21 protein-coding genes, 1 pseudogene and 1 riboswitch are annotated in these 24,868 nt (G+C 36.8%); of the genes and pseudogenes, 6 read left to right on the forward strand and 16 right to left on the reverse strand.

The window, feature by feature from the left end; genetic code table 11:
• Positions 1–70: 70 nt before the first annotated feature.
• A pseudogene (locus CAO17_RS07855) lies at positions 71–510 on the forward strand (cell wall hydrolase).
• A 323-nt stretch (positions 511–833) separates the two neighbouring features.
• Here CAO17_RS07855 and CAO17_RS07860 read toward each other — a convergent pair.
• The 4 genes from CAO17_RS07860 to CAO17_RS07875 form a co-directional block, all read right to left on the reverse strand.
• Positions 834–1,292, reverse strand: coding sequence for an SRPBCC family protein (locus CAO17_RS07860; protein ID WP_085992280.1), 459 nt, complete (start codon positions 1,290–1,292; stop codon positions 834–836).
• Positions 1,293–1,565: 273 nt separating this feature from the next.
• Positions 1,566–2,993, reverse strand: a complete 1,428-nt coding sequence (locus CAO17_RS07865) for an aldehyde dehydrogenase family protein (RefSeq protein ID WP_085992281.1) — start codon at positions 2,991–2,993, stop codon at positions 1,566–1,568.
• Positions 2,994–3,404: 411 nt separating this feature from the next.
• Positions 3,405–4,385: an NADPH:quinone oxidoreductase family protein gene (locus tag CAO17_RS07870; protein ID WP_085992282.1), complete on the reverse strand. Its 981-nt coding sequence runs from the start codon at positions 4,383–4,385 to the stop codon at positions 3,405–3,407.
• Between the two features lie 9 nt (positions 4,386–4,394).
• A complete protein-coding gene (locus tag CAO17_RS07875; RefSeq protein WP_085992283.1) occupies positions 4,395–5,627 on the reverse strand; it encodes an acyl-CoA dehydrogenase family protein in 1,233 nt (410 codons plus the stop codon).
• 332 nt (positions 5,628–5,959) lie between these two features.
• Between CAO17_RS07875 and CAO17_RS07880 the strand changes: the two genes are divergently transcribed.
• Entirely contained in the window at positions 5,960–6,937 is a 978-nt protein-coding gene (locus CAO17_RS07880) for an NAD(P)H-quinone oxidoreductase (protein WP_085992284.1), read from the forward strand.
• 162 nt (positions 6,938–7,099) lie between these two features.
• On the opposite strand, the gene CAO17_RS07885 is transcribed toward CAO17_RS07880, so the two are convergent.
• A complete protein-coding gene (locus CAO17_RS07885) occupies positions 7,100–7,882 on the reverse strand; it encodes a DUF4097 family beta strand repeat-containing protein (RefSeq protein WP_179151918.1) in 783 nt (260 codons plus the stop codon).
• 298 nt (positions 7,883–8,180) lie between these two features.
• On the opposite strand from CAO17_RS07885, the gene CAO17_RS21875 reads away from it, so the two are divergent.
• Positions 8,181–8,312, forward strand: coding sequence for a hypothetical protein (locus CAO17_RS21875; RefSeq protein ID WP_281252930.1), 132 nt, complete (start codon positions 8,181–8,183; stop codon positions 8,310–8,312).
• Positions 8,313–8,549: 237 nt separating this feature from the next.
• Here CAO17_RS21875 and CAO17_RS07890 read toward each other — a convergent pair whose 3' ends face one another.
• Positions 8,550–12,884, reverse strand: a complete 4,335-nt coding sequence (locus tag CAO17_RS07890) for an AAA domain-containing protein (RefSeq protein ID WP_218775546.1) — start codon at positions 12,882–12,884, stop codon at positions 8,550–8,552.
• A gap of 404 nt (positions 12,885–13,288) precedes the next feature.
• A complete protein-coding gene (locus tag CAO17_RS07895) occupies positions 13,289–13,534 on the reverse strand; it encodes a hypothetical protein (RefSeq protein ID WP_085992287.1) in 246 nt (81 codons plus the stop codon).
• Between the two features lie 542 nt (positions 13,535–14,076).
• On the opposite strand from CAO17_RS07895, the gene CAO17_RS07900 reads away from it, so the two are divergent.
• On the forward strand, positions 14,077–14,508 hold the full coding sequence (locus tag CAO17_RS07900; RefSeq protein WP_085992288.1) for a hypothetical protein: 432 nt from the start codon (positions 14,077–14,079) through the stop codon (positions 14,506–14,508).
• A 179-nt stretch (positions 14,509–14,687) separates the two neighbouring features.
• On the opposite strand, the gene CAO17_RS07905 is transcribed toward CAO17_RS07900, so the two are convergent.
• Entirely contained in the window at positions 14,688–16,112 is a 1,425-nt protein-coding gene (locus CAO17_RS07905; RefSeq protein ID WP_085992289.1) for an MFS transporter, read from the reverse strand.
• A gap of 203 nt (positions 16,113–16,315) precedes the next feature.
• A riboswitch (glycine riboswitch) is annotated at positions 16,316–16,415 on the reverse strand.
• 205 nt (positions 16,416–16,620) lie between these two features.
• Here CAO17_RS07905 and CAO17_RS21035 point away from each other — a divergent pair.
• Positions 16,621–16,776, forward strand: coding sequence for a hypothetical protein (locus tag CAO17_RS21035; protein ID WP_179151919.1), 156 nt, complete (start codon positions 16,621–16,623; stop codon positions 16,774–16,776).
• Here the strand turns inward: CAO17_RS21035 and CAO17_RS07910 are convergent, their stop codons facing one another.
• The 3 genes from CAO17_RS07910 to CAO17_RS07920 all read right to left on the reverse strand — a co-directional run bounded on the left by CAO17_RS07910 (position 16,777) and on the right by CAO17_RS07920 (position 19,618).
• Positions 16,777–16,968 carry a hypothetical protein gene (locus CAO17_RS07910; protein ID WP_085992290.1) on the reverse strand — a complete coding sequence of 64 codons (192 nt, stop codon included), beginning with the start codon at positions 16,966–16,968 and terminating at the stop codon, positions 16,777–16,779.
• The gene (locus CAO17_RS07915; RefSeq protein WP_085992291.1) at positions 16,946–18,049 is read right to left on the reverse strand and encodes a hypothetical protein; all 1,104 of its coding nucleotides are present in this window, start codon (positions 18,047–18,049) and stop codon (positions 16,946–16,948) included. The genes CAO17_RS07910 and CAO17_RS07915 overlap by 23 nt, the downstream gene beginning before the upstream one ends.
• 324 nt (positions 18,050–18,373) lie before the next feature.
• On the reverse strand, positions 18,374–19,618 hold the full coding sequence (locus CAO17_RS07920) for an aminopeptidase (RefSeq protein WP_085992292.1): 1,245 nt from the start codon (positions 19,616–19,618) through the stop codon (positions 18,374–18,376).
• A gap of 289 nt (positions 19,619–19,907) precedes the next feature.
• Here CAO17_RS07920 and CAO17_RS07925 point away from each other — a divergent pair, with 289 nt between their 5' ends.
• Positions 19,908–20,426: a gamma carbonic anhydrase family protein gene (locus CAO17_RS07925; protein ID WP_085992293.1), complete on the forward strand. Its 519-nt coding sequence runs from the start codon at positions 19,908–19,910 to the stop codon at positions 20,424–20,426.
• Positions 20,427–20,477: 51 nt separating this feature from the next.
• On the opposite strand, the gene CAO17_RS07930 is transcribed toward CAO17_RS07925, so the two are convergent.
• The 5 genes from CAO17_RS07930 to CAO17_RS07950 are packed head-to-tail and all read right to left on the reverse strand — an operon-like array spanning position 20,478 to position 24,860.
• Complete coding sequence (locus tag CAO17_RS07930; protein ID WP_085992294.1) at positions 20,478–20,924, reverse strand: hotdog fold thioesterase; 447 nt, start codon at positions 20,922–20,924, stop codon at positions 20,478–20,480.
• A 43-nt stretch (positions 20,925–20,967) separates the two neighbouring features.
• Complete coding sequence (locus CAO17_RS07935) at positions 20,968–21,918, reverse strand: NAD(P)H-dependent flavin oxidoreductase (protein WP_085992295.1); 951 nt, start codon at positions 21,916–21,918, stop codon at positions 20,968–20,970.
• A gap of 33 nt (positions 21,919–21,951) precedes the next feature.
• On the reverse strand, positions 21,952–22,845 hold the full coding sequence (gene paaX / locus CAO17_RS07940; protein WP_085992296.1) for a phenylacetic acid degradation operon negative regulatory protein PaaX: 894 nt from the start codon (positions 22,843–22,845) through the stop codon (positions 21,952–21,954).
• A 22-nt stretch (positions 22,846–22,867) separates the two neighbouring features.
• On the reverse strand, positions 22,868–23,644 hold the full coding sequence (locus CAO17_RS07945) for an enoyl-CoA hydratase-related protein (RefSeq protein WP_085992297.1): 777 nt from the start codon (positions 23,642–23,644) through the stop codon (positions 22,868–22,870).
• Positions 23,645–23,663: 19 nt separating this feature from the next.
• Positions 23,664–24,860 (reverse strand): thiolase family protein, encoded by a 1,197-nt coding sequence (locus CAO17_RS07950; RefSeq protein WP_085994436.1) that lies wholly within the window; start codon positions 24,858–24,860, stop codon positions 23,664–23,666.
• Positions 24,861–24,868 lie beyond the last annotated feature (8 nt).

Consider the following 24,868-nt stretch of genomic DNA (forward strand, 5'->3'; position numbering starts at 1 on the left):
TTCTCTGTAACCAATGATTAATAAAAATCAATAGTCCAATATTTTCATACCATATCTTGGAGGTGGAAAAATGGCAAGAGTAGCTTACCGGAATGCAGATATCAATTTAATGGCTAGAATGATGAGAGCGGAAGCTGATGGTGAAGGCAAACAAGGAATGCTATATGTCGGAAATGTTATTGTAAATCATGCTGTGGCGAACTGTACGGACTTTAATGATCTAAGAACTATTGAACAAGTCATTTTTCATGTACAGGGAGGTAATTACTCTTTTGAAGCTGTTCAGAAAGGAAATATGTTTTACCAAAGAGCAAAAGAATCGGAACGAAGGTTAGCTAGAAAGAATTTGGAATATTGGAGGACAACCCTGCAAAATATGCCCTTTGGTACTTTAACCCATATGCGCCATGTCCTCCAACATGGTACGACCAGCCTTTTACAGGGCAATTTAAACAGCATTGTTTTTATGAACCTGCAGTTGGAACGTGTGATAGTGTTTATAGTGGATGATTGATTGTAACAAGTAAAAGTATGATTTATACTTTTTTAAGTAATAGAACCAATGATTTTCTTCCATGGTAAAAATAAAACCCGATTTGTTCGGGCCTAGAAAACGTATGTCTCAGGAGGGGTTATAACGGACGTTGCGTCTTCAGCCTTTGATTCAGTGAGAGCTAAAAGAACCCCCCATTGATTGAAGACACTTCAATGAAATAAATTCTTCTATTAGAATTCGAGTAAGTTCGGATTTTTTAATAAGCTTTCCATGTGGTTATATTCCTAGCCATCGCTTAAGATCAATCTCTTTTCTCCCTCATTACGCAGGGATAGAGTTACATATTATTCTCTAAATAATTCTTTAAAGCATCTAAATCTTTGGCGCAAGCTTTCTTAAAAGTCCCTGCCATCATTTTTCCGAATACTTTTGCCAAGCCTGTAAGCCCCTTTATCTCGCCTTTTAAAGTAACTTCTGTATGATTACCTGACGAAGTGATTAAGTACGTATACACATATTCTCCTTGACCTGTTGTCCCTTTTGTTCCATCACATCGAAGTACAATTTTATCAGGTTCATTCAGTTCAACGACCTCAAAGTGTTCCGAAGCTTCTTTTCCAAACACTTTTCTTGTTTCCTTCCACTCGCTTCCCACTTCCATCGGCCCCTCATCTAGACGTTCCATCCGTACTAAGCCTTGCATCCAATTCTTCGCAGTATCAAGGTCAAGTAGGGCGCGATATGCCTTTTCTTTTGATACAGGCATGGTTCTTATTACTTCAAAATGAATACTCAATTTTTACTACCTCCTTAAAACTATATTTTACAGAATGTACAATGCTTTTTCCGATATTTTAATAATAGTAGTACTAATTCGGTGCAGTAGCAAGGATTTTAAAAATAAACATCTTCTAGTCCAAAGGGGAATAAATAGTCATTATATATTTTAAGCCATTAGGATTAAAGTATGTCCACATAAAAAGCAGCGTTCGAACGGTTTCCAATCGTTCGAACGCTTTTAAAAAAGTTATCACTAACTTTTAGCAGCCCATTCAAATGGTTTCAATTTTTATGAAGGCATACCAACTACTGATTTAATTTCCAGGTATTCTTCTATACCGAATACCCCCCACTCACGACCGATTCCAGATTGTTTATAACCTCCAAATGAAGCAGCGAAATCAAAGGAAGCCCCATTAACATTTATAAGACCAGCACGAATAGAGGATGCAACTTTCTGTACTTTTTCTTTGTCTTCGCCAACAATATATCCAGCTAATCCATAAACCGTATCATTGGCAATTTCAATCGCTTCATCGAGGTCTTCATAAGTTAGAATTGACATCACCGGCCCAAAGATTTCTTCTTGGGCAATAACCATATCATTTTTCACATTTGTAAACACGGTTGGTTTTACAAAGTATCCTTTTTCCAATCCTTCTGGTTTTCCAGTACCGCCAGTCAGAAGCGTTGCACCCTCTTCTATTCCTTTCTCTATATACCCTTGTACACGATTATATTGTTTCTCAGATACGAGTGGTCCAAAGAATGTTGTAGCATCCTGTGGATTACCATAAGGAAAATTAGGTAAGACTTCCATGACAGCTTCAGTGAATTCATTCATTTTTGATTTTGGAACAATTGTCCGTGTTGCTGCTGAACACACTTGACCAGAGTTTAAAACAACATTAGCAACTGCAATTTTTGCTGCTTTTTTCATATCGAAGTCATCAAGTATAATAAGTGGGGATTTCCCTCCAAGTTCAAGAGCCACTTTTTTTATATTTTCTGCTGCATTTTTGCTTACCTTTTGCCCAACAGGTCCAGAACCGGTAAAGGACACAAAGTCAATATCAGGGTGAGAACTGATACCATTTCCAACTACTTCACCTGTTCCATTCACAAGGTTAAAAACACCTTTTGGTAAACCAGCAGCCTGAAAAATCTCAGCAAGAATGATGGCTGCAAATGGTGTAAGTTCTGACGGCTTTAATACCACCGTACTTCCAGCAGCAAAAGCACTTGCAAGCTTCGTGGATGGTTGGTTCGTTGGGAAGTTCCATGGGGTAATTAGTCCACTTACACCAATTGGTTCTTTACGAACTACCGTATTCCCGCGTCTTTCGGTGAATTCAAAGCTTTCCAGCTCTTTTGCTGCTTGTCGGAAATGAGCTAATCCCAAGACGTAGTGCGTATTTTCACTTATTGAAATTGGAGCACCCAATTCTTGTGTAATCACTTCAACAATATCACTTTTACGCTTCTCATATTCATCCGCAATCCGATTCAATAGGTGAATACGCTCTTCTTTTGTTGTCTGAGAAAAGGAAGGAAATGCTGTGCGGGCAGCTGCAACAGCTTTATCTAAATCTTCTTTTGTTCCATCACTAATTTGACCAATCACTTCCTCTGTAGCCGGGTTGATTACATCAAGTGTCTTTGAACCAGTGGATTCCACCCATTCCCCATTAATAAAATGTTTTAAGTAGTTACGCATGCTCCATACCCCTTTTCATAAAAATAATTTAAAACCCTGATTTGAAACGAATAATCAATTAAACATTAATCCTATTTTTAATTTCGTTTTAGTGTGTTTTTCTACCATCTAACTAACAAATATATAAAATTACTCAACCTCCTGTCTTATTTTAATTGACTACTATTTTAATAATAAAATAGTTTTATCGCAGGCTAGGGCGCAGTAATACCTCACTAATTAAAGATTCACTTTATATTGATCCACCACTTTACATAGTTAAATATGTATGTTAGAAAGTTTCCGATATGACAACTGCTATAAGTCATTTTATTCCAGCGGTTAAGGGACTATTCACAAGAAAAGTTACTCACCACCCGAATAAAGTGAACCTTCATTTGAACAAGTTCTCTCACCGACTAACTACCCTCCTTACAATTGAACTATTAACTTCCCATACGTTAATCTACTTTCTAACGCTTCTAGACCTTCTATCACTTCTTCAAACCTATATTTTTTATAGATTAATGGTTTGACATTACCCTGTACATATAAATCCATTAATTCTTCATGTAATTCCTGTACTTTTTCAGGGAATAAACTTTTGAAATATCCGAAATGTACACCAACAATGGAATAGTTTTTAATGAGCACATGATTCGCTGGAGCTTCTGGAATCTTCCCACCGGCAAAACCGATAACGAGTAATCTCCCATCGAATGCGATACATTTCCTTGATTTTTGGAAGGTATCTCCTCCGACAGGGTCGAAAATTATATCTGCCCCTTTTCCATTGGTAATTTCCTTCACTATAGGCACAAAATCTTCTTCACGATAATTTATCGTAAAATCTGCTCCAATTTCCGTACATTTCTGTAATTTATCTTTACTACCAGCAGTTGCAATAACGGTGGCACCAAATGCTTTTGCCAGTTGTACAGCTGCAGAGCCAATTCCACCAGAGGCCGCATGGACGAGTACCGTTTCACCGCTTTGAATAGTCCCTCGATATTTCAACCCATATAGAGCACTTTGATACGTAATATAGATTGCCGCAGCATCATCAGATGACATGGTTTCCGGAATTCTGTATACGTTTTTTTCATCGACGACTACTTCTTCCGCATATCCGCCATTTGGTAAAAGTGGTGTAGCCAATACTCTTTGACCTTTACGGAAGTTTGCATTCCAACCGACTTCTGTAATTACCCCAGATACTTCAGCACCTGGTGTAAAAGGAAGTTCGGGCTTTTCTTGATATTCACCACGACATTGTAGAATGTCAAAGAAGTTCATAGAAAACGCATCTACTTTTATCCTTACATGCTTTTCTAATATTTCCTTTTGAGAAAGATTTTGAACCTTTAATGCTTCCCTTGGCTCTCCAAGTTTAGTAATCTCCCAAGCCTGCAAATGAACCCCTCACTTTACATTTACTACTTCTCTATTTTTTCTTCTTTCGCGAATCTCTAACTTCGCAACATCTCGAATATGAACTTGATCAGGACCATCCACGATACGTAGTGTTCTTGCATGTGCATAATGTTCCGCTAGTGGGAAGTCTTGAGATACCCCGCCACCACCATGTACTTCAATGGCCCGGTCTATAACATTAAGTGCCACACGTGGAACGGCAATCTTAATCATTGCAATATCCTTACGAGCAGCTTTTGCGCCATGCTCGTCAATCTTATGAGCGGTACTCAAAGTTAATAACCTTGCTTGTTCAATTTCAACTCTACTTTCTGCAATTTGCGCGCGAAGAACATCCTTATCGATTAACTTCGTATCAAATGCTTCTCTTTCCTCAGCTCGGTCAATAAGTAAATCTAAGGCACGCTCAGCTTGACCAATCCCACGCATCGCATGGTGGATTCTTCCAGGTCCTAAACGGCCTTGTGCTATTTCAAAGCCTCGACCCTCTCCTAATAAAAGATTAGATACAGGGACGCGGACATTATTATAATGTACTTCCGCATGACCTGATGGAGCGTGATCATATCCGAATACTTTTAATGGACGCCTCACTTCCACACCAGGAGTGTCCATTGGTACTAAAATCATCGATTGTTGCCTATACGTTTCTGCAGTCGGATCTGTTTTACCCATTACAATTGCAATTTTGCACCTTGGATCAATGGCACCAGTTGACCACCATTTCATTCCGTTAATGACATATTCATCCCCATCACGAACAATCTCCGTTTGAATATTCGTCGCATCGGATGAAGCAACGTTAGGCTCGGTCATGGAGAAAATAGAGCGTATTTCTCCTTCCAATAAAGGGGTAAGCCACCTTTGTTTTTGTTCTTCATTTCCATATTTAATTAACACTTCCATATTTCCTGTATCAGGTGCATTACAATTGAAAATTTCCGGAGCAATTAGGGATTTACCCATGATTTCGCAAAGATGGGCATATTCATAATTGGTTAGTCCTTTCCCATGTTTATCATCTGCATAGAATAAATTCCAAAGTCCTTGACTTTTTGCTTTTTGTTTCAATTCTTCAATAATTGGTGGGATGGTCCAGCGGTTTTCCGCTTTTTCTAGATATTCCTCTACTTCCTTTTCCGCTGGATACACATTCTCCTCCATGAATTCTAGTAATTCCTCTCTCATTTTTTCTGCTCTACTTGAAATTTCTTTTAACATATATATTCCTCCTTTTTTATATCCATTCTATTCTTTAATTGTGCTCTACTTTTTTCACCTTCCTCCCCCACCTAAAACCTAAAATAAGCCTCTACCGAATTTGGGATTTATTTAATTATCTAATTAATTTAAATATTTATAAAATAATTCTAACATCGCCCAAATTTGAACACAAGTCAACTAATAACATTGTTCAAAATTTTATAATTACTCATTTTAATATATGGCACCTATACTTCACCTTCTAAAAAACAAAAAATCTATTCAAAATGATACACTTAATATACAGAAAAGGATGTATGGCTAAAAAGCTAATAAAAGGAGGACGCTACATGAAAGCAATCACAGTTAAACAACCAGGCGGTGCAGAACAATTACAGATTGTAGAGCACGCAAAACCAATCCCAAAGGAGGGAGAAATAGTAATCAAAGTACATGCTGCAGCCGTTAACCGAACAGATATCGTTAGTAGGGAAAGTAGTTCAGGATATTTGGACAATCCCATCTTAGGTGTCGAAGTCGCAGGAACTGTTGAAGAAATAGGTCCAGGTGCTAAAACGCGAATTGGTACGCGTGTTATGGGACTTGTAAATGGAGGTGGTTACGCGGAATACGTCGTGATGCCGGATGAGAGAGCAATGGTTATCCCGGAAAACCTTTCATTTGAAGAAGCTGCTGCTATTCCCGAAGTATTTTTAACTGCTTATCAAACGTTGTTTTGGATAGGTCGATTACGTGCAAATGAAAGTGTGTTGATTCATGCTGGTGGGAGTGGCGTTGGAACAGCTGCCATCCAGCTTGCCAAACTAATCGGACAGGCAAATGTGATTACTACAGCAGGATCTACAAAGAAATTAGATTTTTGTCAGTCAATAGGTGCAGATGTTTGTATAAACTATAAAGAACAGGATTTTGATAAGGAGGTAATGAATGCAACTAAAAATCAAGGTGTTGATTTAATTCTTGATTTCGTTGGTGCATCATATTGGAATAAGAATCTTGCCAGTATTAAAGTAGATGGTCGATGGGTATTGATAGGGATTTTAGGTGGTGCGGAAATAGAAAAAGTTAGTCTAATGGATATGATGGTAAAAAGAATCCAATTAACGGGAACGCTACTTACTCCTAGGAGCGACAAGTATAAGACAGCATTAACATCCGAATTTTCAGCTGAAACCATGGAGTTATTTCATACCAACAAACTTCGTCCAATTGTTGATTCTGTATTTCCATTTGATCAAATCCAATCCGCACATAAACATATGGAGGACAACCAAAATATCGGAAAAATTATTTTAAAAGTAATTTAACGGATAAGCGTAATTCCAATCTAGAATTAACTATACCCCGTGCTTGACGGCGGTGTTCTCATCCATCTCATGACGCCTAACTGATGTCCTTTTGCTCTTCGAAAGGAATGAGCACTAAAAATATAAAAAAAGAAGAGACCAAATCTTTATTGATTTGGTCAGCTAACTATTTCCCACAGTTATTTTTCCATTATCTGTGGTCAACTTAATTAAATTATCCCCGTCTCCTATGACTGTATCATAGACTGATTCATCAAAAATTTGAACCTTACCATTATCTACTTTAATATCAAAAGTAACGTTTGTAGGTTCCGTAGTTGTTAAGATGTGAATTGCCCCATTATCCGTTTTCATCTCAATTGGCCGGTCCAAAGAATCAGTCAATAGTGAAATTTGTCCATTGTCAGTCTTACTGGAAATTTCTCCTTCTACATCCTCCATTCGAATTTCACCATTATCTGCTTTAGCATCGATGTAGCTACTATATATATGCTTTAAAGCAATCTTCCCATTGTTCGTTTCAACCTTCATGTCAACCGTATCAAGTTTACTTGCATCAATCATTCCATTGTCTGTCGTAACTTCTAAGGATTCATACTGATGTTGAGGTAAGGAAACATGTAACATAGGTTGTGAAGAAATGGAAAAGAGATTAAAGGAAAACCACCTAAACCATCTATCATCCACCTCTATTTGTAGAGTATCCCCTTTTACATTTGCATCTAGTTTATATTTATTTTTATTGCCAGATAATTCTACAAAAGCTGCATCCCCGTTTACTGGTGAAATAATTACTTTAGCATTTTCAGTTTCAACATCCACTTTGCTAAAACGCTTATCAATCTCTAATTCATTTATACCACTTGAACCAAATGGAAAATAAGTAATCATACTCAACCCGACAACCACAATCAAGACAGTACTAATAAGGATGATGTTTTTCATACGCATCAACAACCCTTTCATATTCTTATGTATTAAGAATATACGATGAACATGCTTTCTCATAATGACCTTAGAATGTAGTTTTCAATAAGACTTAAGTTCTAGATCGGGTAATTTTCTGCCAATAAATTTCAAATCAATGATTATTTTCGTTAATAAAATTCCTCCTTATCACCAATTCTTTCATATTAAATCGACTCCACACTTCACTATTTTCCATTGGTCGATATCCTACTATATGAATAATTAAGTACCTTAAGGTGAAGATAATTGGTGAACAACATGGAATACAACCGTAATGGAGGGATTAGAATGGTTAAAGACAGTCACGCTCCCAAAAAGAAACAAAACAAAGCTAAAAGATCAGATGAACACAGAAGAGCAAAAGGAAAATCAAATGCTAGAAATACCAGATCATAAACCCGAATGATTAGAAACGGATTATTTTTCAGAGCAGGGTCAGGTTCTTTCTCCCACCATCATGAGATTTACCTGACCCTTCCATGTCCTCAGGTTAAGGGGAAGTAATACCCCACCTCAGGAAAAACGAGTTTTTTAGATGGGGGAGGGCCTTGTGTCATACCCTTGTGGTATAAACTCCCCCCATACCCTATTCCAAGGGTAGTAATCACGCTTTATAACCTTTTTTAATCCTGTTAATGTTCCATCAAGAAGGATGTTCCACAAAGTTACGCTCAATGCCTAATTCATCCAACTTCTTCCAAAGACTTGTCATTGTTTTTACTCTATCCAAATAAAACTCTCTACCTCGTACTCGCCAAAACTTCCAACCTGCGCGCTCTAGCGTTTCCTGTCGTTGCATATCCTCTTCAAATTTTTCAGGTCCATGCCATTTTTCACCATCACATTCAACAGCTAAGCGATCACGCATCCCTTCCACAACTAAATCAATCCTATACCTTCCAACCTTGACTTGAGGGGTTACCTTATATCCCTTTGCCAGAATCATTCGGAGAACATCTACCTCAAATGGAGATTCACATTTTTCTTCCAGATTTTCGACTTCTTCATTTAATCTAGTTGGATTTTTACAGTAACTTAGTAAACGGTAACGCAAGTCAATCGGATTTAAGTCTTCTAGGTCGACAGAATGATATAATCTCATTTGGTTTTTTGCACGGCTAGCAGCAACATTGAAGCGTTGTTTATCTGTTATTTTTGTTCTTGCCGTAATCTTACGATTAGGAGCAATGACCATGGATAAAAAAATTATATCCCTTTCATCCCCTTGTAGTGTATAAGCATCTCCACAAATTACCTTCCGTTTTACAAACTCTCTATCCCCAATTTCTTCACGTATTTTTGTTTCTAACAACCTATGTTGTTTAGAGCCTTGTAACGTAATTACACCAAATGTTTGATTGGCATATTTAGAATCATGAATGATCTTTACCATATCCGAAACAATTGCTTCAGCTTCCGGTACATTGACATCTTTATTTTTTGTATCATTATATCCTTCATGAACTTTAATCGCAGTAACTGGAGGTTCAATTTTCTCCTCTTCCGTTGGCAAGCGTAATGGAATCATTTCTCCTCCATAGCTAAGGTCATTCGAAAACTGAATAATCTCTGGTACACAACGAAAATGCTCCCGTAACATTAATTTTCCTTCTTTAGGAAATGTTTGCTCCGCTATTTCATACAGCGAAATATTACCATCAAATAAATTCGCGTTGGGAATGGTAGGAAGATATCTCCGTACAAGATCATGAACCTCATTCAACTTAACCCCTATCGATTGAGGACTTATTTGTTCTTCATCTCCCACTACAATGGACTTCCTTCCTCTCAACAGTACATTGACAGAAAATATATCACATTGACTACTTTCATCAAAAATTACCACATCAAACTTTTCGTTGGTAACGGGAAAATTTTCTAAGACTTGGTTAACTGGCATAATCCAAACAGGAATGGCGCTTTGTGCTTGCTTCATTGCCTCCCGTGCTCCCTTTAGATAAACAGAAGCATATTTACCTGTCCCTTTCCCGAAACGTTTTATATTGGACTTCCAAGCTGACAATGCTCGTTTTTGACTATCCGTAATGCGCTTTACTTGATTTTTCCAAGTTGATGCAGTGACAAGCTCCTGGATGAGTCGCTGCTGTTCTTTATGCTCTTCTTCTATTCGATTTCTTAACAAAGCAACATTCATATCTTTCGTTTCATCCATCCATGTTTGGAGTTTCCTAAGTTCAAATGCTTCTTTGTGTTTTTCTGGAATTTCCAATTCTTTACCTACTATCAGCTCAATGGACTTACTCGTTAACGGCAATGTTTCACCAAACTGCTGTAATAAAAAGTAAAAACGGTCCACACGTTTCTTTTTGTTTTGTAGGTCCTTTAATGAATGTAATAATTGAGACCAACGATTTTCATCTTTACTTTGATGAGCTGAAATAAAATCTTGTAATATTGGATGAAATCTTTTACTGTTTTTCTGTTCTATTAATGTGTGTAGCTCCATTTTATAGTTTTTTGTCCAATGTTCAGATTGAGTACATTTGATTGCTATTTCGAGTTCATTAGATAAATGTTTATTCTCCTCCATGTCGTATAGATCAATGTGACTCATATTGTAGGATTTCATGTTTTCTATAAAAGTTCCCACCTCTTCGACTGCATGTATAACTATTTTTAACCCCTTCATCTTATCCTCTAATCGATGTGGAAACCTTTTTTCCTTCTTGTTTATAGCTGGATGTCCTATTTCTTCCATGTTACTATTAAATATTCGTGCTGTTTTTTTCTTTAATTCCTCATTATCTAGAAACATTTCAAGCACTTTCACATCTTCTAACCCTTTAAGTGGTCGGCCATTGATCACTGGAGAATCAAATAAATATTTTGTTTGTTTTCCTTTAAACATAAAAAATAAGAAATTAGGCTTTTTCCCACTCTCTAAACGCTCTTTAGCAATTTGGAGATCTTCTTTTCGTTCGGATAACGATTTGTTAGGCAATTCAATTTGATGTGGGACAAGCTGATTATAAGAGTGGAACAATTCCTGCTTCACCTTTTCCATCTCCGTTACAAAGTTTTCCCAACGGGTAGCCCTAACACCTCCTGCCTTACAATCCTCTATAACATATTTATAATCCTCATTAGCTAATATAGCCACACGGTTTATATTTTCATTAACCATTTGTACCAATTGACTAAGCTGGATTTCATCTTTTGGTAGTGCATATTTTTCAATAATCTCATTTCCAGATTCAACATACTTTTCTAACTCTCTTCCTTTAACAAGTAATTGAGCAAACGAGTTATTGTTACGTATATGGATATCCACTTCTGGTAGTATGTGTTCATTTAGTAATAAATCCTCTTCTGTTAATTGTCCTCTTATCTGCCAAAGTTCTTGAAATTCAATATCAGTTAATGGAAATGTTGCATCTAGCGTTATATCATCTTGTAGCCATTTATATGGAAGCATGTTTTGAGAGAGGAGCTTAGCAATATCATATTTAAGCAGTTTTTTTCCTTTGTATTCCAGTACATTTCCCTCTTTTTTGGCATACTCCTTCAACCGATTTTTAAGCTGAGCTTCTTTTCTTTTGCTTGCATCTAGACTAGCCTTATTTCGTGTTATTTCAGTTTCTAATTTTTGTACATTTAATTCACCAAGTTTCTCTCCTATGGTACGTATCGACTCTTCAATTTCTTGTAAAGACTCTCTTCCTCCGCCTAATACAGGAACACATAAATCCCTAATATCTTCTGGAATTTTATTTTTTAAAACACGTAACGGGCTTTCCTTTTGACTAGTAATCAAAATCTTTTTTCCTTCCGATAAAAAATGGGACACTAAATTAGCTATTGTATGTGTTTTCCCTGTTCCTGGTGGCCCTTGAACGGTAACCCCAAACTGTCTTTCCACGCGATTGACAATTTCTTTTTGTTGCTCATTCGACTCTAAAGGAAAATATAGATTATTCTCTCCTAAACTACTGGTACGTTCATTCTGATCATCTTCTTCCATTAGATGTTCATCTGTTTTATCTCCAATCAAAGACTCAATCGTTTCCGGAAGGTCTACCGTTCCTAAAGGGATACCTGAAATAATTTGTTCTAAATCATCCCTTAAAACTCTTGTGTTTTTTAATCTAAGTGCGATAACCTCAAAGTCATAAATAACAGGATTATCCCCAACGGTTATCTTAGTAGAATTCTGAATGTATCGTCCATTTGCATCAATCAATCGAATAAACTGATTAAAGAAATCAGACAGGTCACCGGTGATTGGTTTATTTTGAACTTCACGGATTAATTCACGAACTTGATTTATATTTGGGATTCGAATATTCGTAAACATCTCACGTTCTACAGTTATTTCTTCATCCACCAGTTTTACTTCTATAATTCCTCGTTCTGCATCCAATTCTAGTTCGAGTTTACTAGTAAGAAGTGGATGACGAATAGTCTGAACATTTGAATCCGGATGTTTCCAACAAATTAATCCGGTTCCATAAATAAGTTCCAACGCTTCTCCTTCTTTTTCGAACCGAGCTATTAACTCAAAGAATTCCTCATATAACCTTAAACCCTTCTTTTTATCCTTTAAATTTTCCGCCCATTCTTTCCATTTAGAAGACCACACTTGATATACTTCTTTCCTTCTACTATCTTCTTCAAATGATACAAATATCTCATCGTTATTTTCATAAGAAGTTTTCTCTGTTATATAGGATGGCGAAAGATTCTCGTTATGAAAATCAAAATCTATCCAATCGACCAATAAATCATTCGGTTTAGGTGGCATTTTATCCTCTTCCATGATTATCGGTCTATGAATTTCTATTATATTGTCTTCTCCAAGGCATTCTTCTAAAACATTACATCCCTCAAAATTCCTTATTTCCTCTAAAGGCCAATTTTTTTCAAACTCTTTATAGTCTCTAGTTACTTTCCCAACCAGATTATTTAGCTGAAGCAAATATTGAAAGAAATTCTTAGCTTTTTCCGTTCTGACATTCATTACCACAAAAATTGCACCTCTTTTTATAAAAAGTTTAACTATAAATAAATATATATGTAGTCATTTCGTTATAGATTCATTGAACTATTGGTTTTAAGTATTGGATTATGATTTAGCCAGGTTAACATATAAAATATTTTCTTCAGTAAATTTTTTACGACGATATCATATCTATTATTTACAGTAAGAAGAAATTTTAGCCACTAACCATTTACAACAAAGCACTCAAGAAATACAAAACGCAAGAATGCTGGTTTAACAGCATTCTTGCGTTTTAATTTTGGAGATTTTTACTTTAATGTGGTCCTTTCCAACTCTTTGCCGATGTTTAGAAACTTCTTCTCATAATAAACTTGAATATAGGTGTAACTCCCTCTGACATAACGCTTTTAAATCACCACGCATTAGAGACTGATGTCATATTCCTCTTCCAACTTATTATAGATTTCTTTAAGTTTTGGTTTTTTAGCTATTATGGTTCGCGCACGCTCAGAGAATAGTAGCAATTCTTTATTTTGTTCACCTTCTGGTAATTCTTTTTCTGACAGATATGTCTCATAAAGTGTATTTTCTAGCAATTGTAAGATAGTATATTGTGTTTTTAGCGCTTGTAATAATAATGCTTCTTTTTCATTGTATTTATTGGACATACTTGGACTCCTTTTAAATGCGGATTGAATTCTTTCTTATCCGTAGCATACGTCACATGCTACAAACAAAACCTTCTTCTATTATACCTATATACTCTTTATTTCACAGTCACCCAAACAACTTCATAACATACTGTTACATATTATTTTATCAAAATTCTAGGCCGGCAATTTTAATAAGGTTATCGAACTTTTCATCCATCGTTACTATATTATATGATTAAGTTTTATTACCTTTTGACTGCTCCTTAACCCGCGATCAACTAAGGCTACATAAATCTTAGAAAACATCTCTTGTTGTCAACAAAATTCAACAACTTTAGTAGGATCTATTTAACAATCCATTTACAAAGTAATATAACGATTCTTGCGCTCCTTCTCTATATACTCCCTTCATTATAGTTTTTAAAGTTCCATTAACCCAGTACTAAATTACCTGTTTTTGCCATGAACTTGTAAATAGCATGTCATATCTATTCCACACATATGATACATTCCTTTGATATTCTTTAGTAGAAGTCAAATTTGAAAGGAGATAGAAAATGAATTACAAAAAAATCTTAATAGGTGTAGTTTCTATCGGTACTGCATTGACTTTAGCCGCTTGTGGTGAAGAAACGAACAACGAAGAGAACATTGAAACTCCAACTGAAACGCCAACTGAAACGCCTGATACGGAGGAAGTGGAACCAGAAAGTCCTGCATCCGGAACAGAGCCTGGATTAGATTCTGAAGAACCTGGTGCTGGTTCAGAGCCTGGTTCAGATTCTGAAGGACCTGACACTGGTTCAGAACCTGGATTAGATTCCGAAGAGCCTGGTGCTGGTTCAGAGCCTGGATTAGATTCCGAAGAACCTGATGCTGGTTCAGAGCCTGGATTAGATTCTGAAGGACCTGACACTGGCTCAGAACCTGGATTGGATTCTGAAGAACCTGATGCTGGTTCAGAGCCTGGATTAGATTCTGAAGAATAATATGTACTTAAGTCCCCCCTTTTATAGTATAGAAGACTGCCTTCAAGAGTGTTGGCAGTCTATTTTTTTCAAAAAATGTTAGTTCCTCACTTTTTTATAGCGATAAAATAGCGAGGGACTAACACCTTTTTTGCATTACTTTAGGAACACCTTCTTTTTTAAAAATGAGAAAAATTTATTTAAAGTGCTTTCCTCTCTTCCATTGGTTCCGTAATATCTGCTATCACTTGTTCGTTGGTCTTTTCTTTTGGAATCATGACTACTATAGCTAATAATGCTATTCCTGCAAAAATTGCATTTGTCATCAATCCTATACTTGCGGCTGCTTCCAAATTACCCGTCATTTCAACTGCACTATAGACAGCAACAGATATCGCTAGACCGAACGATCCACCAAGTGTACTAGACATTTTATAAATACCTGCCGCTTCTCCTGCCTTTGCTTCCGGAACATTGTCTACTGCTGTATCTGTAGATGGTGTCGCGTACATACCGAGTCCAATTCCATACACTGTAAATCCAATAATAACAAACATGGTATACATCGAATTTGGTAAGTTTGTAAAGCTCATTAATGTAAGTCCCATCATTACTAAAATACTAGCTAAGATCATCGGCTTTCTTGGACCACTTTTTTGTAGTATTTTTTCACCAACACGAATCATCGATAATACAGCTACCAAATATCCTATAGATAATAATCCAGATTGAAACGAACTGTAATCTCTAGCCACTTGGACATATGTATTTGCAACAATGAGTGCTCCAGTTACAGCATTTAATAAAAAATTTGACACAGTAGCACCAGTAAAATATTTATTTTTAAATAACGAAATATCAATAAATCCATTAGATTTTCCATTTACAACTTTAAAAAATGCCCATCCTCCTATGACAGTGACAGCCATTAACGTTAATGAAGTAGGACTTGTCCAACCGAAATCTGCCCCACGTGTAATGACAACATTTAATGCAACCATCACTAGGATAAAGATAAAAAATCCAGAGAAGTCAAATTTGGATGAACGGCTTTGTTTAGCTTTGCTCTCCGGTACATCTCTAATCAAAAACATGGATACCAAGGTTAAAATGATGGAAAAAATGAAAATCCAACGCCAGCCCAAATAAGTAGCAATTAAACCTCCAGCAAATGAACAAATTCCCGCGCCTCCCCAAGATCCAAAAGACCAATAGCTTAAGGCTCTTTGACGTTCAGAACCTTTAAAATAGGTCTTCACTAAAGCAATTGTTGCTGGCATAATACATGCTGCTGAGAAACCTTGAATCACACGCCCAATAATTAAAAGAACCTCTTCCCGTGCAATGACAAGACAAAGTGAACCAATAATATTTAATACTAATCCTGTCATCGTAACTTTCTTACGCCCCATTCGATCGGATAATCCTCCAGCTACTACAACAAGAATGCCTGAAAATAAACCGGTTAAACTTATGGCTGTATTCAGAATCCCTAGTGATATTCCCATATCTGATTGAACTACGGGCACCACGTTAACCAGTGCCTGTGAAAAAAGCCAATAAGTTAGAACCCCAAGTACAATTCCTGTTAACATTTTATTATTACCTTTATAGCTTGTTTCCATGTAAACCTCTCCCTTTTGTTAACTATCACATAAACATCTTTTTTCCTTCATAGAAGTTTGTCTAAGTTGGTAAACCTAAGATTTTAGGCATAACAAAAAGGACAGAAAAAGGCAGATTATTACACTCTGCCCCTTTCTGTCCTTGTACCTGAGAGTTTTGCTCCTTTGGTGACGTATCAATCCATACGCTCTCTCCAGAAATGTGTCCGGTTGTAGTTTCTTCTACCTGAGAGATTCACTCCAAGGGATTTTTTGGAGTTTGCTCCTTCGGCGGCATAATAAGCACTCTCCTACAACCGTCAACCACCCAAATTATCTATATATTTAGATTAATCTTAATTAACAGCAATGTCAAGAAAAATATTAAGCGTTTTCAAAGAAAAACATTATTTACAAGTACCATCCCGATCACCGTAAGAATAATTTTTTAGAGGCAAACCATAGGAATAAATATGGATTAATTATCATCTATTGTAGAAAGACTATATATTATAAGGAGGTGTGATAAATGAGTAAGGCGGAAAGAGAAATAATCCTTAGAAAAAACAGAATATCCATGTTTAAACATAATGTAGCAATACAAAACCTAAAAAAGGGAATCGAACAGAACGAGGAGGATGTAAAAATACTAAAAGAAAAAGCCAAACTTAGAGGTTGGCTTTGATTAATTAGCATTTTTTTGTCTATATTTCTTCTTGTATTCCTCGAATTCTTTCAAATAATCTGCGTTCGTAGACTTTTTGAGTTCTCCTAAAACTTTTTCGGATTCTTCTAAGCGGCGACGATACTGATTGAGTTTATCTCCTCTTCTACGGTTTTTCAGTTCCTTCATATCATGAACTTTTATCGTAGTCATGTCGTCTATCCCCTTTCGTTTCAATTTGTTCCATTATTTGCAGAAAGTTATACCATAATGAAATCTCATCCTCTACACCAATGATACCATATTCTTCGATGTTTTTCTCGTTCCATCCAGGTGAGGCATAAAGCGTAATAATCAATAACATACCATCGCTATCATGTGACGTAAAAATGACCTTTTTTTGATCAGATGTAACAATAAACTGTCCTTGCTTTAAATCAAGCGCCTTATCCATGAAGTTGTTTTCACCATTTTCATAATTCACCCGTAGATTATTTAATCTTGGATGTTGCCCATCCTTGAACAGGAACACGTTATTTTCATAATAATGGATGGTATAGTACCGAATAAAGCGCATATTCCCTATTTGTAAATTTCCCTGATTCAAATCGTTTAGTTTCAATAATATATTGTTTAATAATTCATTATATACTTCAAACTGAACGTTCATTTCTCTAAAAGCATGGCTTTGCCGTTGCATTTCCTCTAGAGCATCGCTCATTTTTTCACCTTGTTCCTCTAATTTCTCAATATAATAAAGAACTCTAGCTCTTTCATCTTCTTCAAGTTTTTGAACAATCTCCTTTATTCTATATGCTAATTGTTGAAATGAATATGGACGTATATTGTAAAAACTATAAAGTCGCTTATATTCGTTGTTTCGGTACTTTTCAAATGCTCCAATATGGAACGATTCATCATCTACATTTGTCACTTTAAGTATGGTTGTTCGGTCAATCCACCAAATGAGTAGAACTGCAAGGAAAACAATCGATGAAATGGATATAGTCAACCCAACAGGATTAGAAAGCCCATTTAATACCCATGTTCTAACACTTGGAATAAACATACCAACTACAGGAACTAACGTGATCACCCAACGAAGCACGAAGTTGATATTTTTAATAAAATGATAGAAAAGACGAATGCAGTATCTAATATGCTTTCGCTTCGTATAAGTATGATCTCTAGTTTTATTTGATTCATGTAATTTTTCATAAAGTTGATCATAACGCTTAGATAATTCTTCTAATTCTGATAGAACTTCCCTTGTATCCTTTTTTACATCCTCCATAAAAGCCTCCAAATGCCACGTTTAATTGATTGTCTCTATTAAAAATCATAACACTATTTTGATTGCAAATGTTCTGTTTTAAGATAATCAAGTCATATACTTTTTTCACATTTTGGTTGGAATTCCTTAATCGTAATCAACATACTGGTAGAAAACCCTTACCTAAACCACTAATCTGGAAGTTATAGTGTCATCAACCTTCTATTCTAGGTGTAAAAAAACACCCTTAGACGTGTATGTATCAACATCTAAGGGTGTCCTAACATTCCTAGAAGAAATTTTTCAACTAAAGACAGCATTATTAAAATCGATTAATACGTTTTGCTAAAAAGCCCAGTCTCCATTTCGGAAAATCGGTACAATTGTGCCATCTTCTTTGATACCATCAATGTCCATCGAACTTGAGCCAATCATAAAGTCAACATGGGTATCTGATACGTTCATGCCATGTTTTAACAGCTCTTCTTCACTCATTTTTGTTCCACCTTGAATAGTTGTCGGATAGGCTGCACCGATTGCTAAATGGTTAGACGCATTCTCATCAAATAGCGTTTCAAAAAAGGTGATGCCTGATTGCGAAATTGGAGACGGATCTGGAACGAGAGCAACTTCACCAAGGCCAGTAGCTCCCTCATTGTCTTTAACTAATCTTTTAATCGTTTCATCCCCTTTTTCGGCAGAAATGTCAACGATTTTACCATCTTCAAAATGGACTTCAATGCCTTCAATTAATGTCCCAGCATAGCTTAATGGTTTTGTACTCCGAACAACCCCCTCCATTCGACGTGTATCGGGAGCAGTGAATACTTCCTCCGTTGGCATATTGGCAATAAATTCTACTCCATTTGGATCATAACTCTCCGCACTTGCCCAAATATGATTCTTAGGTAATCCAAGCGTTAAATCCGTTCCAGGTGCCGTGTAATGAAGTGCATCAAACTGATAGTCATTTAATTTTGATGCTTTCTCCTTCAGCGTTTCCTTATGCTTATCCCAAACATCAATAGGGTCATCATGGTAGATACGACACGTTTTGAAAATTTGATCCCATAATGCATCCACTTGTTCTTCTGTTGTTTCCAAATCAGGAAACACGTGCTTAGCCCAGTCTGCACCCGCTGCAGCGGCAACTGTCCATTTTAGATCATCATTTTGTGTAGCATTACGTTGTGCCTTGAAGGCCTTTCCAGCTACTTTTTGGAAAGCTGCAACTTTATTTGGATCCACCTCATTTAATAAACCAGGGTCATTTGATAAAATGGAAAGTCTGCAGACATGATGATTCAACACATGGTCCTCGGATTCCTCAATTTCGTATTTCGGAATATTGGTTAACACTTCTTCTGGCTGATGTATGTAATGCTGCTTGGTGATTTCATCGTCAGACCATTTAATGATTACTTTTTCAGCACCAAAGGCATAGGATTCTTTCGTAATTAAACGGGCTAATGGGGCTTGATCAACAGCTATCGTTACCTTTACCCAATCACCTTGTTGCACATTTAACCCTTTTGCTACTAATAGTTTTGCATACTTTTGTAAATTTTCTTCAAAGTTAGGCAGTACCATTTTTTACCTCCCATATCAATTCCTTATAACGATACTAGTATAGTGAAGGCAAATTCTTAATGCAAATGATGAAGATTATTTTCAGCCACCATGTCAGTCCTTTATCGTCCTCTCTTAAAAGACTATTCAAGAGCTTGTCTATCTTTGAACGGATGTAATATTAGACCTCTGGGTTAGAAGGTTATAAATGAATGAACGGTTTTACACATCATAACAAAGGTTCACAATTATCCTAAAATAATGGTACAATTAAACTAAATATACAAACATTCTGAAAGGCGGAATAAATATGATAATTCCATACAGTGATAAACAGCCTATTATTCACAATACTGTTTTTATTGCACCAGGCGCCCATTTAATTGGAGATATTTCTATTGGGAAAGAATCTTCTATTTGGTTCAATTCTGTTTTACGTGGTGACGAGGATTCCATTACAATTGGGGAAAAGTGTAGTATTCAAGATAATTCAACCATTCATTTATATGAAGGTTGTCCCGTAGTTGTTGAAGATATGGTTACTGTTGGCCATAATGCTATCCTACATGGTTGCCACATTGGGAAACGATCCATAATTGGGATGGGGGCAACTATTCTGGACCATGCTGAAATTGGGGAAGAATGTATCATTGGGGCAAACACCCTTATTCCACAAGGAAAAAAGATACCACCTCGTTCACTAGTTGTTGGTTCTCCGGGTAAAATTGTTCGTGAATTAACAGATAAAGATTTGGATTTAATTAACCTTTCCATCGATACATACATCAAAAAAGGCAAGGATTTCAAGGAGATAATTCAAAATAACTAAGAGTAGCGATTAAAAATGCTGTGTCAATGTTCTATTGACACAGCATTTATCTTAATCTATCGAAATAAAATATTGACTTTTTCGATAGGCAATAGCCTCAATCGAGGCTATTACTTCATTCTCAGATTCAACAACAATACGATAAAAACCTGTTCTATGGTTTCGTTTTACCTCCATAGCCCTTGCGGTAATTATGTCACCGACTTCAGCACTTTTCATAAAGTGAGTGGTTGTAGAAAGTCCAACAGAGGTCTTCCCGTACGAATTACAAGCAAGTGCAAAGGCAAAATCAGCCAAAGTATAAAGAACACCGCCATGAACCGTTGCATGGGCATTCAACATGTGATCTTCTATCTTCAATTGGACAGTAGCCCCACCAGCACTAAAGTCAACAATTTCTATTCCTAAAAATTCTGCATACCGATCCTTTTTCAATTTATGAAGTATTTCTTTATGATGGTCTTGATGAATGGTTACTTCATCGTTTATTTTAATCACCAATGCCTCCTCCTAACCTATTTCATCTATTAAGTCTATTAATCTATAATTGTCTAACACTAATTTCCAACACTTCCTTGGCCTCTTTAACGATACTCTTCATTAAATCAGCGACAGAAGGACAATCATCAATAAGACCTGCAATCTGACCGCCATTTATAAACCCGTTTTTCATATTTCCCTTTTTCGCACCTATCTCATGATAGTCTTCATCTGTCTTCTCCATGAATTCTTCCAGGTTCATATCCCCATTTTCTAATTCTAAAAGTATGGCCGCATATTCACCTTTCATAACGCGCCGTATTTTCTGAAATCTACGCCCTATGATCATGGTTGCTTCATCTGACGCATCAAGGATTGCTTTTTTATAGGTTGGATGGAAGCCAGCTTCATTTGTCGCAACAAAGCGCGTTCCCATTTGGACTCCTTGCGCCCCTAAAGATAGAGCGGCTGCAAGACCTTTTCCATCTGCAATACCACCAGCTGCAATAACTGGAACAGATAGTTCCTTTACAATTTGTGGAACAAGCGTCATGGTAGTACTTTCATTTAAGGCATTTATCCCTGCAGCCTCATAGCCTTCACAAACAACTATGTCCGCTCCAGCCTTCTCCGCTTTTTTAGCCTGTCGTACGGATGCTGTAACACATATTACCTTAATATCGTGTTCATGAAACAAAGGAATTAACGTTGACGGATTTCCAGCAGATAAGGAAACAACAGGAACCTTATATTTAATCACTTCTTTGACAACTTGTTCGGTATCTGGATGTACAGATATGGGGATATTAACGCAACATGGCTGGTCCGTGTTTTTTACCATTGTTTCTATTTTCAACCGTACTTCTTCTACCGGGATTGTCCCTACACCAATGGTTCCCAATCCTCCTGCTTCTGAAATAGCTGACGCTAAGTTCGGATCACTTATATTTCCCATTCCTCCTTGAATAATCGGATATTTTATATTTAATATATCCGTTACTCGATTTCCCATCTCTTCACTTCCAATCAAGTTAGAATTTAATAGTTAGGGTTCTGTTTTTATCAAAGGATGATCGTAAATGTCATAATCATTATTTCTCTTCATCTCGCTGTACCCTTTTGAAAAAATTTCCTCGAAGAAGGCATTCGCAGGTTTTGCAAGGAGTTTATAATATTCACTAAATAGATTTGCTGCGGCCTCCCCGATGAAATTAGGTGGCAATAACTCTTGTGGAAGCCCTGGATCGATAAAAAGAGACTTACGGTAATAGTGAACTAATCGAGTACGTTTCACAAAACATTCCTTATCACTAACCGTACCTTTTTTTAATTCCTCTCGATCCTGATAAAATTTTTCAGTATACAGATTGATAAATAACTCATAACGTTTCTTAATATAATCCATGTCCCAACATTCCCTGACAATTTGTTGATTATCCTTGGGACCAATATTTTCAGATTCAAAGAAATGAACATAATCTTCTATTTCATATTTCTGAATGATGTCATTCACTTGCTGGGTTAGATCATTTGGTGTGACCCATAATCCATTCGATAATAGGCCAAACCCACTCCATTCCAACTCTTTTCTTAATTCATCACGAATTTGACGTTTCTCTTCTGGAATGGTATATAGAAACATTCTCCATTTCTCATCCCAGTGTGTTGGCTTCTCACTGTAAATTCTTCCTGCTGCTTCTTCCATTCTTTTTATCCCTTGTTTTGTAAGAGAATAATAACTCTTATTCCCCTCTTTGCGACTAGCTATCCAGTCTTGCTTATTCATCCTAGAGATAGCAGCTCTTACTGCTTGGGGATTATGGTCAAATGGTTCTAGTAGCTCAATTAAGCTACCAATCCAAATTTCATTCCCATAATGACGAATATAATCACCATATAATGTAAATATCATTGACCGAGTATTCGGTTTTTTGTCCATATATAAACTCCTTTTCAATCTTTCACCCTCCAATAAATTCAGGGGGCCTCTTTTCAGCAAATGCCTTTAGCGCCTCCTTTCGATCTTGAGTCGGAATCGTTAATTCATAAGCATTTGATTCTATTTGTAACCCAGTTGCTAAGTCCGTATTCATGCCATTTCTAATAGCGAATTTCGCTTGCTTCACTGCGACTGGTGCATTTTTTAAAATTTCATTGGCTAATTGTTCACATTTGCTTAATAGTTGTTCCTCGTCAATTACTTGATTTACAATTCCGTATTGATAAGCATCATCTGCCGTTAGTCGTTTAGCAGTAAAAATCAATTCCATTGCTTGGGATGGCCCAATTAAGCGAGGCAAACGCTGGGTACCTCCAGCACCGGGAATAATTCCCATACTCGTTTCGGTAAGTCCCATTATCGAGTTCCCAGCAGCGAGACGGAAATCACAGGCAAGTGCCAGTTCGAATCCCCCGCCAAATGCATAACCGTTTATTGCCGCAATGGTTGGTTGGGGAAGATTAGCAACCTGTTCAAAAACCTCACTGATTTTTTTGACATTCCTGCGTACTTCCTTATCATTTAAGGTTTTCCGTTCTTTTAAATCTGCCCCTGCACTAAAGGCTTTGGAACCTGCCCCAGTGAAAATAACTACTCGAACTTTTTGATCAATATGCAAATCCTGCAATACATCCCCTAATTCAACCAATGTTTGATAATTAAAGCAATTCAAAACATCTGGCCTATTAATCGTAATATAAGCGATATGATTCTTTATTCCACATAAGATATTATCCAAAACATATCCTCCTTACAAATTATATGTTTTCAACAACAGTTGCAATACCTTGCCCTACACCTATACACATTGTTGCTAGACCCGTTTTTACATTTCTTCTACGCATTTCATGTAAAAGCGTGGTTAAAATTCTAGCACCACTCGCCCCCAACGGATGACCAAAAGCAATTGCTCCACCATTTACATTCACAATTTCTTGATTTAGTTCTAGCTGTTTCATACACTCCAAAGATTGGGAAGCGAATGCTTCATTCAACTCAACCAAATCAATCGCATCTATAGTGATACCTGCTCGTTTGATTGCCTTTCTAGTCGCATGAATAGGTCCTAGTCCCATGTATGCTGGTTCTACCCCAGCAGTTCCACTCGATACAAAACGAGCCATTGGGATTATTCCTAATTCATCTGCTTTTTCCGCACTCATTAGTAATACCGCCGAGGCACCATCATTCACTCCTGATGCATTACCGGCAGTTACCGTACCCCCTTCAAATATGGGCCTTAACTTAGAAAGCTTTTCCATACTTGTATTTGGGCGTGGATGTTCATCTTTATCGACAGTAACTGTTTCCCCTCTTTGTTGATACGAAATGGGGATAATTTCATCTTCAAATAGATTATTTTCGACGGCTGCTTTTGCCTTCATTTGACTATGATAAGCAAATTCATCTTGTGCCTCTCTTGAAATATCATATCGTTTAGCCACGTTTTCTGCAGTTTGTGGCATACTATCTGCTCCATACATAGCTTCTAATTTTGGATTAGTAAAGCGCCATCCAATCGTTGTATCCATAAGCTCCATATTACCGCGTGGATATTCCTTTGATGGTTTAGCCATCACAAATGGAGCTCTTGTCATGCTTTCTGTACCACCAGCAATATAAATATCACCATCTCCAACCATAATTGATCGCGCCGCCATATTTACTGCATCAAGTCCGGATCCACACAAACGGTTAATTGTCGTGCCGGATACATTAATTGGAAGGTCTGCCAGTAATGCTGCCATTCTTGCAACATTTCGGTTTTCCTCCCCTGCACCATTGGCATTTCCGAAGATAACTTCTTCTATTTCTTCAACAGGTAGTTTGGGCTGTCTGTTTACAATCCCCTTAATTACCTCGGAAGCCATATCGTCTGGACGTACGTGTTTTAGTGCACCTTTATATCTACCAATTGGTGTTCGAACCGCATCAACAATAACAACATCTTTCATCATGCCTC

The sequence above is a fragment of the Oceanobacillus senegalensis genome, from assembly GCF_900176885.1.
Classification (GTDB): domain Bacteria; phylum Bacillota; class Bacilli; order Bacillales; family Amphibacillaceae; genus Oceanobacillus; species Oceanobacillus senegalensis.

What these genes read in the sequence shown, in the direction of transcription:
- CAO17_RS07895 (WP_085992287.1), bottom strand. Translation starts at nt 13,534, where the DNA reads ATGTCCAATAAATACAATGAAAAAGAAGCATTATTATTACAAGCGCTA.
- CAO17_RS07885 (WP_179151918.1), bottom strand. Translation starts at nt 7,882, where the DNA reads ATGAAAAACATCATCCTTATTAGTACTGTCTTGATTGTGGTTGTCGGG.
- CAO17_RS07910 (WP_085992290.1), bottom strand. Translation starts at nt 16,968, where the DNA reads ATGACTACGATAAAAGTTCATGATATGAAGGAACTGAAAAACCGTAGA.
- CAO17_RS07900 (WP_085992288.1), top strand. Translation starts at nt 14,077, where the DNA reads ATGAATTACAAAAAAATCTTAATAGGTGTAGTTTCTATCGGTACTGCA.
- CAO17_RS07935 (WP_085992295.1), bottom strand. Translation starts at nt 21,918, where the DNA reads ATGGGAAATCGAGTAACGGATATATTAAATATAAAATATCCGATTATT.
- CAO17_RS07925 (WP_085992293.1), top strand. Translation starts at nt 19,908, where the DNA reads ATGATAATTCCATACAGTGATAAACAGCCTATTATTCACAATACTGTT.
- CAO17_RS21035 (WP_179151919.1), top strand. Translation starts at nt 16,621, where the DNA reads ATGAGTAAGGCGGAAAGAGAAATAATCCTTAGAAAAAACAGAATATCC.
- CAO17_RS07875 (WP_085992283.1), bottom strand. Translation starts at nt 5,627, where the DNA reads ATGTTAAAAGAAATTTCAAGTAGAGCAGAAAAAATGAGAGAGGAATTA.
- CAO17_RS07890 (WP_218775546.1), bottom strand. Translation starts at nt 12,884, where the DNA reads ATGAATGTCAGAACGGAAAAAGCTAAGAATTTCTTTCAATATTTGCTT.
- CAO17_RS07920 (WP_085992292.1), bottom strand. Translation starts at nt 19,618, where the DNA reads ATGGTACTGCCTAACTTTGAAGAAAATTTACAAAAGTATGCAAAACTA.
- CAO17_RS07880 (WP_085992284.1), top strand. Translation starts at nt 5,960, where the DNA reads ATGAAAGCAATCACAGTTAAACAACCAGGCGGTGCAGAACAATTACAG.
- CAO17_RS07905 (WP_085992289.1), bottom strand. Translation starts at nt 16,112, where the DNA reads ATGGAAACAAGCTATAAAGGTAATAATAAAATGTTAACAGGAATTGTA.
- CAO17_RS07950 (WP_085994436.1), bottom strand. Translation starts at nt 24,860, where the DNA reads ATGAAAGATGTTGTTATTGTTGATGCGGTTCGAACACCAATTGGTAGA.
- CAO17_RS07915 (WP_085992291.1), bottom strand. Translation starts at nt 18,049, where the DNA reads ATGGAGGATGTAAAAAAGGATACAAGGGAAGTTCTATCAGAATTAGAA.
- paaX (WP_085992296.1), bottom strand. Translation starts at nt 22,845, where the DNA reads ATGGACAAAAAACCGAATACTCGGTCAATGATATTTACATTATATGGT.
- CAO17_RS21875 (WP_281252930.1), top strand. Translation starts at nt 8,181, where the DNA reads ATGGAGGGATTAGAATGGTTAAAGACAGTCACGCTCCCAAAAAGAAAC.
- CAO17_RS07865 (WP_085992281.1), bottom strand. Translation starts at nt 2,993, where the DNA reads ATGCGTAACTACTTAAAACATTTTATTAATGGGGAATGGGTGGAATCC.